At 61.6% G+C, this 14,222-nt stretch carries 18 protein-coding genes; 16 read left to right on the top strand and 2 right to left on the bottom strand.

Features of this window, described 5'->3' with window-relative positions; translation table 11 throughout:
• Nucleotides 1–4: 4 nt before the first annotated feature.
• Both secF and ACQZ2L_RS22620 read left to right on the top strand, forming a co-directional pair.
• Complete coding sequence (gene secF / locus ACQZ2L_RS22625; RefSeq protein WP_430327937.1) at nt 5–913, top strand: protein translocase subunit SecF; 909 nt, start codon at nt 5–7, stop codon at nt 911–913.
• Nucleotides 914–1,032: 119 nt separating this feature from the next.
• The gene (locus ACQZ2L_RS22620; RefSeq protein ID WP_430327936.1) at nt 1,033–1,581 is read left to right on the top strand and encodes a glycine zipper 2TM domain-containing protein; all 549 of its coding nucleotides are present in this window, start codon (nt 1,033–1,035) and stop codon (nt 1,579–1,581) included.
• 45 nt (nt 1,582–1,626) lie between these two features.
• On the opposite strand, the gene ACQZ2L_RS22615 is transcribed toward ACQZ2L_RS22620, so the two are convergent.
• Both ACQZ2L_RS22615 and suhB read right to left on the bottom strand, forming a co-directional pair.
• Complete coding sequence (locus ACQZ2L_RS22615; protein ID WP_430327935.1) at nt 1,627–2,067, bottom strand: hypothetical protein; 441 nt, start codon at nt 2,065–2,067, stop codon at nt 1,627–1,629.
• Nucleotides 2,068–2,510: 443 nt separating this feature from the next.
• Nucleotides 2,511–3,329: an inositol-phosphate phosphatase gene (gene suhB / locus ACQZ2L_RS22610; protein ID WP_430327934.1), complete on the bottom strand. Its 819-nt coding sequence runs from the start codon at nt 3,327–3,329 to the stop codon at nt 2,511–2,513.
• A gap of 152 nt (nt 3,330–3,481) precedes the next feature.
• Between suhB and trmJ the strand changes: the two genes are divergently transcribed.
• From trmJ to ACQZ2L_RS22540, 14 genes are all read left to right on the top strand, one after another.
• The gene (gene trmJ / locus ACQZ2L_RS22605; protein ID WP_430327933.1) at nt 3,482–4,237 is read left to right on the top strand and encodes a tRNA (cytosine(32)/uridine(32)-2'-O)-methyltransferase TrmJ; all 756 of its coding nucleotides are present in this window, start codon (nt 3,482–3,484) and stop codon (nt 4,235–4,237) included.
• 3 nt (nt 4,238–4,240) lie between these two features.
• Nucleotides 4,241–5,044: a serine O-acetyltransferase gene (gene cysE / locus ACQZ2L_RS22600; protein WP_430327932.1), complete on the top strand. Its 804-nt coding sequence runs from the start codon at nt 4,241–4,243 to the stop codon at nt 5,042–5,044.
• A gap of 170 nt (nt 5,045–5,214) precedes the next feature.
• On the top strand, nt 5,215–5,706 hold the full coding sequence (iscR, locus tag ACQZ2L_RS22595; protein WP_101316682.1) for a Fe-S cluster assembly transcriptional regulator IscR: 492 nt from the start codon (nt 5,215–5,217) through the stop codon (nt 5,704–5,706).
• A gap of 42 nt (nt 5,707–5,748) precedes the next feature.
• Complete coding sequence (locus ACQZ2L_RS22590) at nt 5,749–6,963, top strand: IscS subfamily cysteine desulfurase (RefSeq protein ID WP_188035431.1); 1,215 nt, start codon at nt 5,749–5,751, stop codon at nt 6,961–6,963.
• A 46-nt stretch (nt 6,964–7,009) separates the two neighbouring features.
• Nucleotides 7,010–7,396, top strand: a complete 387-nt coding sequence (gene iscU / locus ACQZ2L_RS22585; RefSeq protein WP_027619655.1) for a Fe-S cluster assembly scaffold IscU — start codon at nt 7,010–7,012, stop codon at nt 7,394–7,396.
• A 29-nt stretch (nt 7,397–7,425) separates the two neighbouring features.
• Nucleotides 7,426–7,749, top strand: coding sequence for an iron-sulfur cluster assembly protein IscA (iscA, locus tag ACQZ2L_RS22580; RefSeq protein WP_101316686.1), 324 nt, complete (start codon nt 7,426–7,428; stop codon nt 7,747–7,749).
• Nucleotides 7,750–7,757: 8 nt separating this feature from the next.
• Complete coding sequence (hscB, locus tag ACQZ2L_RS22575; protein WP_411563767.1) at nt 7,758–8,270, top strand: co-chaperone HscB; 513 nt, start codon at nt 7,758–7,760, stop codon at nt 8,268–8,270.
• 41 nt (nt 8,271–8,311) lie between these two features.
• The gene (gene hscA / locus ACQZ2L_RS22570; protein WP_430327931.1) at nt 8,312–10,174 is read left to right on the top strand and encodes a Fe-S protein assembly chaperone HscA; all 1,863 of its coding nucleotides are present in this window, start codon (nt 8,312–8,314) and stop codon (nt 10,172–10,174) included.
• A 3-nt stretch (nt 10,175–10,177) separates the two neighbouring features.
• A complete protein-coding gene (gene fdx / locus ACQZ2L_RS22565; RefSeq protein WP_430327930.1) occupies nt 10,178–10,519 on the top strand; it encodes an ISC system 2Fe-2S type ferredoxin in 342 nt (113 codons plus the stop codon).
• A 15-nt stretch (nt 10,520–10,534) separates the two neighbouring features.
• On the top strand, nt 10,535–10,735 hold the full coding sequence (gene iscX, locus ACQZ2L_RS22560) for a Fe-S cluster assembly protein IscX (protein ID WP_430327929.1): 201 nt from the start codon (nt 10,535–10,537) through the stop codon (nt 10,733–10,735).
• Nucleotides 10,736–10,824: 89 nt separating this feature from the next.
• Nucleotides 10,825–11,250: a nucleoside-diphosphate kinase gene (gene ndk, locus ACQZ2L_RS22555; RefSeq protein WP_101316696.1), complete on the top strand. Its 426-nt coding sequence runs from the start codon at nt 10,825–10,827 to the stop codon at nt 11,248–11,250.
• A gap of 28 nt (nt 11,251–11,278) precedes the next feature.
• Entirely contained in the window at nt 11,279–12,424 is a 1,146-nt protein-coding gene (gene rlmN, locus ACQZ2L_RS22550; protein WP_101316699.1) for a 23S rRNA (adenine(2503)-C(2))-methyltransferase RlmN, read from the top strand.
• Nucleotides 12,425–12,438: 14 nt separating this feature from the next.
• Nucleotides 12,439–13,197 (top strand): type IV pilus biogenesis/stability protein PilW, encoded by a 759-nt coding sequence (gene pilW, locus ACQZ2L_RS22545; RefSeq protein WP_430327928.1) that lies wholly within the window; start codon nt 12,439–12,441, stop codon nt 13,195–13,197.
• Nucleotides 13,197–14,222, top strand: a complete 1,026-nt coding sequence (locus tag ACQZ2L_RS22540; RefSeq protein ID WP_430327927.1) for a RodZ domain-containing protein — start codon at nt 13,197–13,199, stop codon at nt 14,220–14,222. The genes pilW and ACQZ2L_RS22540 overlap by 1 nt, the downstream gene beginning before the upstream one ends.

The raw sequence follows: 14,222 nt of genomic DNA, 5'->3' as shown, positions 1-14,222 counted from the left end.
AACCATGAAAACCATCAACTTCATGGGCGTGCGCAACGTTGCGTTCGCCATCACTGTCCTGCTGACCATCCTGGCGTTGTTCAGCTGGTGGCAGAAGGGTTTGAACTTCGGTCTGGACTTCACCGGCGGTACGCTCATCGAGCTGACCTACGAGCGTCCAGCAGACCTCAAGCTGGTCCGCGCCGAGCTCGCTCAGTCGGGCTTCGAGGACGCCATCGTGCAGAGCTTCGGTGCCACGACCGACCTGCTGGTGCGCATGCCGGGCGACGATCCGCAGCTGGGCAGCAAGGTTGCTGCGGCGTTGCAGAAAGTCGGCGGCGACAACCCGGCCACCCTCAAGCGGGTCGAGTTCGTCGGCCCGCAGGTAGGTGAAGAACTGCGTGACCAGGGCGGCCTGGGCATGCTGCTGGCGCTGGGCGGGGTACTCATCTACCTGGCCTTCCGCTTCCAGTGGAAATTCGCCGTGGGCGCGATCATCTCGCTGATCCACGACGTGGTCGTGACCGTGGGTATCCTCTCGTTTTTCCAGATCACCTTCGATTTGACGGTGCTGGCAGCGGTGCTGGCGATTATTGGTTACTCGCTGAACGACACCATCGTTGTATTCGACCGCGTGCGGGAAAACTTCCGCGTCATGCGTAAGGCGTCGCTGATCGAGAATATCAACGTCTCGACCACGCAGACCCTGCTGCGCACCATCGCCACTTCGGTTTCGACCTTGCTGGCCATCGCCGCACTGTTGATCTTCGGGGGTGACAACCTGTTCGGCTTCTCCCTGGCCCTGTTCATCGGGGTCATGGCTGGTACCTACTCGTCGATCTACATCGCCAGCGTGGTACTGATCTGGCTGAACCTGAACAGCGAAGACCTGATTCCACCGGTCAAGGCCGAGGGTGTGGACGAGCGTCCATAACCGCAAGCCGCCGCCGTTTGGCGCCAAGAAAGCCGCGAGTGTTGAACTCGCGGCTTTTTTTTTGCTCCAAGGCTGGACAAGCGCGGGTTATGGCCCGCTGGTACGATCAGGAGGTTCACGTGAATAAATCAATGCTGGTGGGTGCGGTGCTCGGTGCCGTCGGTGTAACTGCCGCAGGCGCAATGGCGACCTACAGCTTGGTGAACAAAGGCCCAGAGGTCGCCGAGGTGACCGACGTGCAGCCGATCAAGCAGCAGGTCAAGACGCCGCGTGAAGTGTGCAAGGACGTGACCGTGACGCGCCAGGCGCCGGTCAAGGATCAACATCAGATCGCCGGTACTGTGGTCGGTGCGCTGGCCGGTGGCCTGCTCGGTAATCAGATTGGCGGCGGCACCGGCAAGAAGATTGCCACCGTGGCTGGCGCGGTCGGCGGCGGCTATGCCGGCAACAAGGTGCAAGAGGGCATGCAAGAGCGTGACACCTACACCACCACCCAGACCCGCTGCAACACCGTGCATGACCTGAGCGAGAAAGTGGTCGGCTACAACGTCACCTATTCGATTGGCGACAAGGTCGGCAAAGTGAAGATGGACCACGAGCCGGGTTCGACCATTCCGCTGGACGAGAATGGCAAGCTGGTGCTGAGCAAGGCTCAGACTGGGCAGTGATCTTTGTAGGGGCGGCCTCGCGGGGACGCCCCCGCAGTCAGGGCGTCACGCAGGGTTCAACCAGTTCTCCTCACGACGCTGGATGGTCAGGCTAAGAGTGCCGCGTCCAGCAGTAGCGTGACAGGCCAGGAAGGCGCCCACGGGGTACATCGCGTGAATCTCCAGCGGATAGCCTTCGTCACTGATCAGATGAACTTCAAGGTCGTCGGGCTGATGTTGCGTGATATCGATCTTGTCGCCCGTCTGTGCATCGACCAGTGACCATAGGGCAGGGTCCCTGGAGGTAATCGGCCTGACTTCGACCTGACGGTCTTGGCCAATGAACACCCCTTCGCCAAAATGCTCGCCACTGCGCAGATAAATCCGATAGCCCTCCTCGAAATGGCGGAAGTAAAACACCCAGGGGGTCGGCGCACTGCCTTGCTGGAAGGTAATTAGGCCCAGCTCTTCACCGTGCGCCCAGTCACCATCGGTGCAGTTGAACATGCCAAGGGTGCGCCTGCCATCAATCCCATAGGCAGGGGTACTGCCCGGGCTGTCCAGTATCACGGGGCCGATGCTGATGCTTTCCAGGGTATTGATTGGGCATCCGTTCGCCATCACAACGGCAGTGAACGAATGTTTAGTGTGATCAGCCATACAATGCATCCGGTTGTAGTAGAGGAGTCGGCAGGCTATTTGGATAACAGCCCACATCCCATCCGGAACAGATTCCGCCAAACCCACTGCCACACTGGCCCCCGTAGGAGCGGCCTTGTGTCGCGAAAGGGCTGCGAAGCGGCCCCGACTTTCTGCGGTGCTACGCAAATCCTGGGGCCGCTACGCAGCCCTTTCGCGACACAAGGCCGCTCCTACGCCGAGCGGTGTAGTTCTTGCGGGCACAAAAAAAGCACCCCGTGGGGTGCTCCTTTTTCACAGCTGACCAGCGATCAACGCTTCAGCGAGTGCGGCACGTGCGGCTGGATGGCAGTCAGCACGGCTTTGAAGCACTTGATATTGCCAGCAACGATGTGGCCTTTCTCGAGGAATTCGTGGCCACCGTTGAAGTCGCTGACCAGGCCGCCAGCTTCCTGCACCAGCAGTACGCCTGCAGCCATGTCCCACTCGGACAGGCCCGACTCCCAGAACGCATCGAAACGACCGGCCGCTACATAGGCCAGGTCAAGGCTGGCGGAACCGGCGCGGCGGATGCCGGCAGTCTGGCCAGTCAGGGCGCGGATCATGCCCAGGTAGTTGTCGAGGTCGGCCATCTGGTTGTCGCGGAACGGGAAGCCAGTACCCAGCAGGGCGCCTTCAAGGCTGGTGCGCGAGCTGACGCGCAGGCGGCGGCCGTTGATCTGGGCGCCACGGCCACGGCTGGCGGTGAACTCTTCCTGGCGAACCGGATCCAGTACCACTGCGTGTTCCAGGCGACCGCGGTATTTGCAGGCGATGCTCACTGCAAAGTGTGGAATGCCACGCAGGAAGTTGGTGGTGCCATCGAGCGGGTCGATGATCCACAGGTAGTCTTTGCCTTCTTCACCGGAACCTGCGTGGAAGCCGGTCTCTTCACCCTGGATCGAGTGGTTCGGGTAAGCCTTGCGCAGAGCATCGACGATTTTCTGCTCGGCAGCGCGGTCAACCTCGGACACGTAGTCCTTGGCGTCCTTTTCGTCCACCTTGATGGTGTCCAGGCGTTCGATGGAGCGGAAAATCAGTTCACTGGCGCTGCGGGCAGCGCGCAGGGCGATAGTCAGCATAGGCTGCATGGTCGGTTCACCTGGAGATGTTAAAGAAGTAAAGCCGGCCATTTTAGCAGAGTTTTTTGACAACGGCAGCGCCGCATTTGCTTTCATGGCGTAACGTCCGTCGGTTCTGTAAGATCGACCGCCCTGATATCTGCCTTTGAGAGCACCCCACCGTGCTGCAAAATATTCGTGTTGTTCTGGTCAATACCAGCCACCCCGGCAACATCGGCGGCGCTGCGCGTGCCATGAAAAACATGGGCTTATCACGCCTGGTGCTGGTCCAGCCGCAGGAGTTTCCGGCAGCTGACGCCAGCGCCCGAGCTTCTGGCGCAGACGACGTGCTCAGTGGCGCACTGGTGGTCGACTCGCTGGAAGAGGCGCTGGTCGGCTGCAGCCTGGCGATCGGCACCAGTGCCCGCGACCGCAGCCTGCCGTGGCCGATGCTGGATCCGCGAGAGTGCGGCGCCAAGTCGGTCGAGCGTGCCGCCATGGGTGAAGAAATCGCCCTGGTGTTCGGTCGCGAACATGCCGGGCTGACCAACGACGAATTGCAGCGATGTCACTTCCACGTGCACATTCCCTCGAACCCTGACTTCAGCTCGCTCAATCTGGCCGCCGCCGTGCAGGTGCTTGGCTACGAGGTGCGCATGGCCTGGCTGGCCGCGCAGGGCGCGCCGTCGATCAACGACAAGGCCGACGCCGTCGAACTGGCGACCCTGGACGAAATGGAACGCTTCTACGACCACCTGGAAAAAACCCTGGTGGACATTGCCTTCCTCGATCCAGACAAACCCAAGCACCTGATGGCGCGCCTGCGTCGTCTGTATGGGCGCAGTTCGGTTGAGCGTACTGAAATGAGCATTTTGCGCGGCATCCTCACCGAGACCCAGAAGGTCGCCCGGGGCGAGTCGCATAAGCGGAAGGATTGAGCAATGTTCGAACGTCTGCGTGAAGATATCCAGAGCGTATTCCATCGTGATCCGGCGGCGCGTAACGCCTTTGAAGTGCTGACCTGCTATCCCGGCATGCACGCGATCTGGCTGCACCGTGCGGGTCATGCCCTGTGGAAGCGTGACCTGAAATGGCTGGCGCGGCTGGTGTCGAACTTCGGCCGCTGGATGACCGGCATCGAAATCCACCCCGGCGCGACCATCGGCCGACGCTTCTTCATTGACCACGGCATGGGTATCGTCATTGGCGAGACCGCCGAAATCGGTGACGACGTCACCCTCTACCAGGGCGTGACCCTCGGTGGGACCAGCTGGAACGCCGGCAAGCGCCACCCGACCCTGGGCAACGGCGTGGTGGTCGGTGCCGGCGCCAAGGTGCTCGGCCCATTCACTGTCGGCGCCGGAGCCAAGATCGGCTCCAATGCCGTGGTCACCAAGGAAGTCCCGCCGGGAGCGACGGCGGTAGGTATTCCTGGGCGCATCATCGTCAAGGTGCAGGAAGACAGCGAGGTCGAAGCCAAGCGCAAGGCCATGGCCGAGAAGATCGGTTTCGACGCCTATGGCGTCAGTGGCGACATGCCTGATCCGGTCGCCCGCGCTATCGGTCAGATGCTCGATCATTTGCAAGCGGTCGACGAGCGTCTGCAGGGCATGTGCGGCGCGTTGACCAAGCTGGGGAGCGACTATCACGGCAAGGCGCTGCCGGCACTGCCCGAGGAAGACTTCGTTGAAGTCACCCCGGTCGAAGCCAGGCAACCGGCGCAGAGCGACACCCAGCCACATTGACAGCGACGATGGCAAGGGCTGCGGGCGTGTGCTCGCGGCCAGTGTCTGCTACACTCGCGCCCGCCCTTCGAGTGCAAACCCGACTAAAGCAGTAGGTCTAATAGTTGACTTAAATGCTCGGGAATCGCATACTTGCTCACATTCTGTAACTCCCGTGGTACCCATACGCCATGCGACTGACTACCAAAGGCCGATACGCAGTGACCGCCATGCTTGACCTGGCGTTGCACGCGCAGCATGGGCCGGTGTCACTGGCCGATATTTCCGAGCGCCAGGGCATCTCCCTCTCTTATCTGGAGCAGCTGTTCGCCAAGCTGCGCCGCAGCAGTCTGGTTTCCAGCGTGCGCGGTCCAGGCGGCGGCTATCAGCTGTCGCGCGGCATGGAAACCATCCAGGTGGCTCAGGTCGTCGACGCGGTCAACGAATCGGTCGACGCTACCCGTTGCCAGGGCCTGGGTGACTGCCATGCCGGTGATACCTGCCTGACCCACCACTTGTGGTGTGATCTCAGCCAGCAGATCCATGAATTCCTCAGTGGCATCAGCCTGGCCGACCTCGTCAAGCGCCGTGAGGTGCAAGAAGTTGCTCATCGCCAGGACCTGCGCCGTGTCGCCGGTCGATCCGCCCAGCTGGACAAGATTGAGACGTCCGCCGTCGACTGACATTGGTCACGAGCGACGCCACCGCCTGATAGGAGATATTCAATGAAGTTGCCGATCTACCTCGATTACTCCGCGACCACGCCGGTCGACCCACGCGTTGCCCAGAAGATGGCCGAATGCCTGCTGGTCGACGGCAACTTTGGTAACCCGGCGTCGCGCTCCCACGTGTTCGGCTGGCGCGCTGAAGAAGCGGTCGAAAACGGCCGTCGCCAGGTGGCCGAGCTGATCAACGCCGACCCGCGTGAGATTGTCTGGACCAGCGGTGCCACCGAGTCCGACAACCTCGCGATCAAAGGTGTCGCGCACTTCTATCAGACCAAGGGCAAGCACATCATCACCTCCAAGATCGAGCACAAAGCCGTGCTCGATACCGCTCGCCAGCTCGAGCGTGAAGGTTTTGAAGTGACCTATCTCGAGCCAGGCGAAGACGGCATCGTCACCCCGGCCATGGTTGAAGCGGTGCTGCGCGACGACACCATTCTGGTCTCGCTGATGCACGTCAACAACGAAGTTGGCTCGATCAACGACATCGCTGCAATCGGTGAACTGACCCGTGCTCGCGGCGTGCTGTTCCACGTTGACGCTGCGCAATCGGCCGGCAAGGTCGAGATCGACGTGCAGAAGCTCAAGGTCGACCTGATGTCGTTCTCGGCGCACAAGGCCTACGGCCCTAAAGGTATCGGCGCGCTGTACGTCAGCCGCAAGCCGCGCGTGCGTCTGGAAGCAATCATTCACGGCGGTGGTCACGAGCGCGGCATGCGTTCCGGCACCCTGCCTACGCACCAGATCGTCGGCATGGGTGAGGCATTTGCCATCGCCAAACAGGAAATGGCCAGCGAGAACGCCCGCATCAAGGCGCTGAGCGACCGCTTCTTCAAGCAGGTTTCCAACCTCGAAGAGCTGTACGTCAACGGTAGCCAGACTGCGCGCGTGCCGCACAACCTGAACCTGAGCTTCAACTACGTTGAAGGCGAGTCGCTGCTGATGGCCCTCAAGGACATCGCGGTGTCGTCCGGTTCGGCCTGCACCTCCGCTTCGCTCGAGCCGTCGTACGTACTGCGCGCCCTGGGCCGCAACGACGAGCTGGCACACAGTTCGATCCGCTTCTCCTTCGGCCGCTTCACCAGCGAAGAAGAAGTCGATTACGCCGCGCAGGAAGTCTGCAAGGCTGTCACCAAGCTGCGCGAACTCTCGCCGCTGTGGGACATGTACAAAGACGGCGTCGATATCTCCAAGATCGAGTGGGCCGCCCACTAAGCAGTCGCCGGCAAGAGCGGCTACCTGATGAGGAAGGAATTGCACCATGGCATACAGTGAAAAGGTCATCGACCACTACGAAAACCCGCGCAACGTCGGCAAGATGGACGCTGAAGACCCGGACGTCGGTACCGGCATGGTCGGCGCGCCGGCTTGCGGTGACGTGATGCGTCTGCAGATCAAGGTCAACGAGCAGGGCGTTATCGAAGACGCCAAGTTCAAGACCTACGGCTGCGGTTCGGCGATCGCTTCCAGCTCCCTCGCCACCGAGTGGATGAAGGGCAAGACCCTGGACGAAGCCGAGACCATCAAGAACACCCAGCTGGCTGAAGAGCTGGCGCTGCCACCGGTCAAGATCCACTGCTCGGTACTCGCCGAGGATGCCATCAAGGCAGCCGTGCGCGATTACAAGCAGAAAAAAGGCTTGATCTGAGTCGTTTGACTGGACGCTAAGGAGTTCTGATGGCTATCAGCATGACAGAAGCCGCCGCCAACCACGTGCGGCGCTCCCTCGACGGGCGTGGCAAGGGTGAAGGCATTCGCCTGGCCGTACGCACCACCGGTTGCTCGGGCCTGGCCTACGTGCTGGAGTTCGTCGACGAAGTGGCAGGCGAAGACGAGGTCTTCGAGAACCATGGCGTGAAGGTCATCATTGACCCGAAAAGCCTGGTCTACCTCGACGGCACCGAGCTCGATTTCGTCAAGGAAGGGTTGAACGAAGGCTTCAAGTTCAACAACCCCAACGTGCGCGGTGAATGTGGCTGCGGCGAAAGCTTCAATGTTTGAGGCTTGATGTGGGTACTCCTTGTCATTTTGCCCTGTTCAATCTGCAGCCGGGCTTTCGTCTGGATCTCGAGCAACTGGCCGTTCGTTACCGCGAACTGGCTCGTGAGGTTCATCCGGACCGCTTCGCCGATGCTTCCGAGCGCGAGCAGCGGGTCGCCCTGGAAAACTCGGCAGCGTTGAACGACGCCTATCAGACCTTGCGCAGCGCCCCCCGTCGGGCGCGCTATCTGCTGGCCATCAGTGGCCACGAAGTGCCGCAGGAAGTCACCGTGCATGATCCGGCCTTCCTGTTGCAGCAGATGGAGCTGCGTGAAGAGCTTGAAGAGCTGACCGACCTCGACGGTGTCGCGGTATTCAAGAAGCGCCTCAAGCTCGCGCAAGATACGCTGTTCGAGGAATTCGCCGCCTGCTGGGATGATCCTGCGCAGCGTGAACAGGCCGAGCGCCTGATGCGCCGCATGCAGTTTCTCGACAAGCTCGCCCAGGAAGTGCGCCAGCTCGAAGAGCGCCTCGACGATTAACCCGGTGTTGCCGTGACAACGCCTAAGGTAGCTAGATAAGCATGGCCCTACTGCAGATCGCCGAACCCGGTCAAAGCCCCCAGCCGCACCAGCGTCGCCTGGCGGTAGGGATTGACCTGGGTACTACCAATTCTCTGGTTGCTGCCGTGCGCAGCGGCCGCAGCGAACCGCTGCCCGATGCCCAGGGGCAGGTCATCCTGCCGTCGGCTGTGCGCTACCTGGAGGCGGCTGTCGAAGTCGGCCAGGCTGCGCGCGAAGCAGCGCCAAGCGACCCGTTCAACAGCATCCTTTCGGTCAAACGTCTGATGGGACGCGGCCTGGCCGACGTCAAGCAGCTCGGTGAGCAACTGCCATACCGCTTTGTCGGTGGCGAGTCGCACATGCCGTTCATCGAGACCGTACAAGGCCCGAAAAGCCCGGTCGAAGTGTCTGCCGACATCCTCAAGGTGCTGCGTCAGCGCGCCGAGGAAACCCTCGGTGGCGATCTGGTAGGTGCCGTCATCACGGTTCCGGCCTACTTCGACGATGCTCAGCGCCAGGCGACCAAAGACGCCGCCAAGCTTGCCGGGCTGAACGTGTTGCGCCTGCTCAACGAGCCGACTGCTGCGGCCGTGGCCTATGGCCTGGACCAGAATGCTGAAGGCCTGGTGGCGATCTTCGACCTGGGCGGCGGTACTTTCGATATCTCCATCCTGCGCCTGACCGCGGGTGTTTTCGAAGTGCTGGCCACCGGCGGCGACACCGCGCTGGGTGGTGACGACTTCGATCACGCGATTGCCAGCTGGACCATCGCCCAGGCCGCTTTGTCGGCTGATCTGGATCCAGCGACTCAGCGTCAACTGCTGCAGACCGCTTGTGCGGCCAAGGAAGCCCTGACCGATGCCGCCAGCGTGCACGTTGCCCACGGTGACTGGCAGGGCGAACTGAGCCGGGCAGACTTCGAAGCGATGATCGAGCCGATGATCGCCCGTAGCCTCAAGGCTTGCCGCCGCGCCGTGCGCGACAGCGGCGTAGAGCTGGAAGAAGTGGTTGCTGTGGTCATGGTCGGTGGTTCGACCCGCGTGCCGCGTGTGCGTGAAGCAGTCGGCGGCCTGTTCGGCCGCGCTCCGCTGACCTCGATCGACCCTGATCAAGTGGTTGCCATTGGCGCCGCGATCCAGGCCGATACCCTCGCCGGCAACCGCCGCGAAGGTGGCGAGTTGCTGTTGCTCGACGTCATCCCGCTGTCGCTTGGTCTGGAGACCATGGGCGGCCTGATGGAAAAGGTGATCCCGCGCAACACCACGATCCCGGTGGCTCGCGCTCAGGAATTCACCACCTACAAAGATGGCCAGACGGCCATGATGGTCCACGTCCTGCAGGGCGAGCGTGAACTGATCAGCGACTGCCGCTCGCTGGCGCGCTTCGAACTGCGCGGGATTCCGCCGATGGTCGCCGGTTCGGCGAAGATCCGCGTGACCTTCCAGGTCGACGCCGATGGCCTGCTCAGTGTCGCTGCACGCGAACTGGGCTCGGGCGTGGAAGCAAGCATTCAGGTCAAGCCGTCGTACGGCCTGACCGACGGTGAAATCGCCCGCATGCTCAAGGATTCGTTCGAGCACGCCGGCACCGACAAGCAGGCTCGCCAGTTGCGCGAGCACCAGGTCGACGGCGAACGCCTGCTTGAAGCGGTGCAGGGTGCGCTGGACGCCGACGGCGAGCGCCTGCTGAGCGCCGAAGAGCGCGAAGCCATTGGCTTCCAGATGCAACAACTACGTGATTTGCTGGCCGGCACCGATGGCCCTGCCATCGAGCAACAGACCAAGCGTCTGTCGCAGGTGACCGATGCATTTGCCGCCCGTCGCCTTGATTCGACGGTCAAAGCCGCACTGGCCGGGCGCAACCTGAATGAGATCGAGGAGTAATTGATGCCGAAAGTGACTTTCCTGCCGCATGAGAAGTTCTGCCCCGAAGGGCTGAGCGTGGAAGTCGCAACCGGGACCAACATCCTGGAGCTGGCCCACGACCATCACATCGAGATGGAAAGCGCCTGCGGCGGCGTCAAGGCCTGCACCACCTGCCACTGCATCGTGCGCAAGGGCTTTGACTCGCTCGACGAAGCCGACGAGCTCGAAGAAGACATGCTCGACAAGGCCTGGGGCCTGGAAGCGCAGTCCCGGCTGGGTTGCCAGGTGGTCGTCGGTGATACCGACCTGACCATCGAAATTCCCAAGTATTCGCTCAACCACGCCGCCGAAGCGCCGCACTGAAGCCTGGAGGCTGGCATGAGTCTGAAATGGGTTGATGTACTTGAGATCGCCATCCAGCTTGCAGAAAGCAAGCCGGAGGTCGATCCTCGTTATGTGAATTTCGTCGATCTCAAGAACTGGGTGCAGGCACTTCCCGACTTCAGCGACGATCCGTCGCGCTGTGGCGAGAAGGTGCTGGAAGCCATCCAAGGGGCCTGGATCGAGGAAGCCGACTGAGCGTTCATCAGCAGGTTAGGCAATCCCCTGGAACCCGCGTATAATTCGCGGGTTTAATTTTTCGTAATACTCAATTTTCTGGAGTTACCATGGCTGTTCAACGTACTTTCTCGATCATCAAGCCTGACGCAGTTGCCAAAAACGTCATCGGCAAGATCACTTCGCGCTTCGAAGAAGCTGGCCTGAAAATCGTCGCTTCGAAACTCAAGCAACTGTCCAAAGCCGAAGCCGAAGGCTTCTACGCTGAGCACAGCGAGCGCGGTTTCTTCGGTGACCTGGTTGCCTTCATGATCTCCGGCCCGGTTGTTGTTCAGGTTCTGGAAGGCGAAAACGCCATCGCTCTGAACCGTGAGCTGATGGGCGCTACCAACCCTAAAGAAGCTGCTGCCGGCACCATCCGTGCTGACTTCGCTGAATCGATCGACGCCAACGCCGTCCACGGTTCGGACTCCGAAGCTGCAGCCGCTCGCGAAATCGCTTACTTCTTCGCAGCTACCGAGGTAACCGCTCGCTAAGCGAAAGCTTACGGGTGAGGGTGAATCCATGACGACATCTACTGGCAAAATCAACCTGTTGGGTCTGACCCAGCCGGAAATGGAACAATTCTTCGACTCCATTGGCGAGAAGCGCTTCCGTGCCGGTCAAGTAATGAAATGGATTCACCATTTTGGCGTCGATGATTTCGCCGCCATGACCAATGTTGGCAAGGTCTTGCGCGAAAAGCTCGAGGCTGTTGCCGAGATTCGGCCACCGGAAGTGGTCAGTGAAGACATTTCCGCCGACGGCACCCGCAAATGGGTGATCCGCGTTGCCTCCGGCAGCTGCGTCGAAACCGTCTACATCCCGACCGACGACCGTGGCACCTTGTGTGTATCGTCGCAGGCGGGCTGCGCCCTGGACTGCAGTTTCTGCTCCACTGGCAAGCAAGGCTTCAACAGCAACCTCACCGCCGCCGAAGTCATCGGTCAGGTGTGGCTTGCGAACAAATCCTTCGGCACTATCCCGGCCAAAGTCGACCGCGCGATTACCAACGTGGTGATGATGGGCATGGGCGAGCCGTTGCTCAATTTCGATAATGTCATCGCCGCCATGAAGATCATGATGGACGATCTGGGCTATGGCATTTCCAAGCGTCGCGTCACCTTGTCGACCTCAGGCGTCGTGCCGATGATCGACGAGCTGGCCAAGCACATCGACGTTTCCCTGGCACTGTCGCTGCACGCGCCGAACGACGAGCTGCGTAACAAGCTGGTGCCGATCAACAAGAAGTACCCGCTCAAGGTCCTGCTCGAGTCGTGCATGGGCTACATGGCCACCCTCGGCGGCAAGCGTGTACTGACCGTCGAGTACACCCTGCTCAAGGACGTCAATGATCAGCCCGAGCATGCCACGCAGATGATCGAGCTGCTGCGCGACATCCCGTGCAAGATCAACCTGATCCCGTTCAACCCGTTCCCGCACTCCGGTTACGAGCGGCCGAGCAACAACGCAATCCGCCGCTTCCAGGACCTGCTCCACCACGGTGGTTACAACGTCACCACCCGTACCACCCGCGGCGAGGATATCGATGCTGCCTGTGGTCAGCTGGTTGGTCAGGTCATGGACCGTACCCGCCGCAGCGAGCGTTACATCGCCGTGCGTCAGCTCAATGACGACGTGCAGATCGCCGACAACGCTGCGCGTCACTGAGCGGGCCGGCAGCGATGATCCTGCGCGCAGCGCTGTCGCTGCTGACCCTGTTGCTGCTGGCCGGCTGCGTGTCGGGCGGCAGCAATGACCCGCTGGCCACCCAGCAGGGTCGGGCCGAGGCGGGCAGGGCGTATGTGCAGTTGGGGCTGGGCTATTTGCAACAAGGTCTGACCGAGCAGGCCAAGGCGCCGCTGGTAAAGGCACTTGCCCTGAACAGTCGTGATGCCGATGCGCATGCCGCGCTGGCGCTGGTGTTTCAGGCCGAGGGCGAGCCGACGCTGGCCACCGAGCATTTCCACAAGGCGCTGGCGCAAACCCCGAATGACACCCGGATTCGCAACAACTACGGCAGTTTCCTATATGCTCAGGAACGTTTTGCCGAAGCCGAGTCAGTGTTTCGCCTGGCTGCCGCCGATACCCTGTATCCTGAGCGCTCGCGCGTCTTCGAAAACCTTGGCCTGACCGTTCTCAGGCAAGGTCGCCGCGATGACGCCCAGGCGCATCTGCACAAGGCTTTGCAGCTCAACCCGCGACAACCGCGAGCGTTGTTCGAAATGGCTGAGTTGTCCTACGAAAACAGGCATTATGTGCCAGCCCGGGATTACTACGATCGTTTCAGCCAACTGAGCGCCCCGGATGCTCGCAGCCTGCTGATGGGCAGCCGCCTGGCGCGGGTGTTCGAGCAACCGGCAACGGTGGCCGAGCTGGGCCAGCAACTACAACGACTTTATCCCGGTACGCCGGAATATCAGCAATACCTGTCGGAGCAATGATGAAAGCCGCGCATCCCGAAGTAGCAGCAGCGACTCACCAGCACCCCGGTGAGACCTTGCGCCAGGCCCGCGAAAACCGCGACTGGACGCAGGCCGAGGTAGCCCGCAAGCTCAACCTGACTCTGAGCTCGCTGAACAATCTCGAATCCGGCGCCTTCGACAAGCTGCCAGGGCACACCTTTGCCCGTGGTTACATCCGTGCCTATGCCAAGCTGATGGACATGGACCAGGCGCCTCTGGTCGCCGCCTTTGATCAGGTCACCGGCACCCACGCGCAAGGCAGCCAGGTGCACTCGCTGGGCCGTATCGAAGAGCCGGTGCGCCTGTCGCACAACGTCATGCGCGTTGTCAGCCTGGTGCTGCTGGTAGCAGTAGTAGGTGGTGGCTTCTTCCTCTGGAAGGACCAAACCAGCCTGCGCAACAGCGACCTTGGCAAAATCGCCCTAGAGCACGTCGAAGTCGAGAGCGCCGACGGCACCACCCAGATTCACCCGCTGGATGAGCCAGAAGACCAGGCTGTCAGCGAAGCCCAGCAAGGCCAGAGTGCGCCGCTGCCATTGGAGCAGGCTGCCACTGGCGAGAGCAGTGGCTCGGCCAACGAAGAAGCCATTCCGGCAAGCCCGACGGTCGCCGAGAGCACTGCTGCCGCGCCGGTCACCCCAGCTGCAACCAACAGCGTCGCCCCCGCACCGACTGCACCTGCGCCAGCTGCGCCGGTCAGCGCACCAGCCGTAGCCGCCGCAGCCCCCAGCGCACCTGTCGCAGCAGCGCCAGTGCCCGCCGGCAGTGGCCGTGTCGCGATCCAGTTCTCGGCGGATTGCTGGACCCAGGTCACCGACGCCAACGGCAAGCTGCTGGTCAACGCGACCAAGCGCAAGGGCGACAGCCTGGAAGTCACTGGCACACCACCGTTCGCGGTACGCCTGGGCTTCGCCCGTGGCGCTCAGATCAGCTACAACGGCCAGGCCGTTGATGTTGCACCGTTCACCAGTGGCGAAACCGCTCGCCTGAAGTTGGGGCAGTAA

Source organism: Pseudomonas shirazensis, assembly GCF_050496565.1.
Classification (GTDB): Bacteria; Pseudomonadota; Gammaproteobacteria; order Pseudomonadales; family Pseudomonadaceae; genus Aquipseudomonas; species Aquipseudomonas shirazensis_A.
This window is presented reverse-complemented; position numbering and strand designations above follow the sequence as displayed.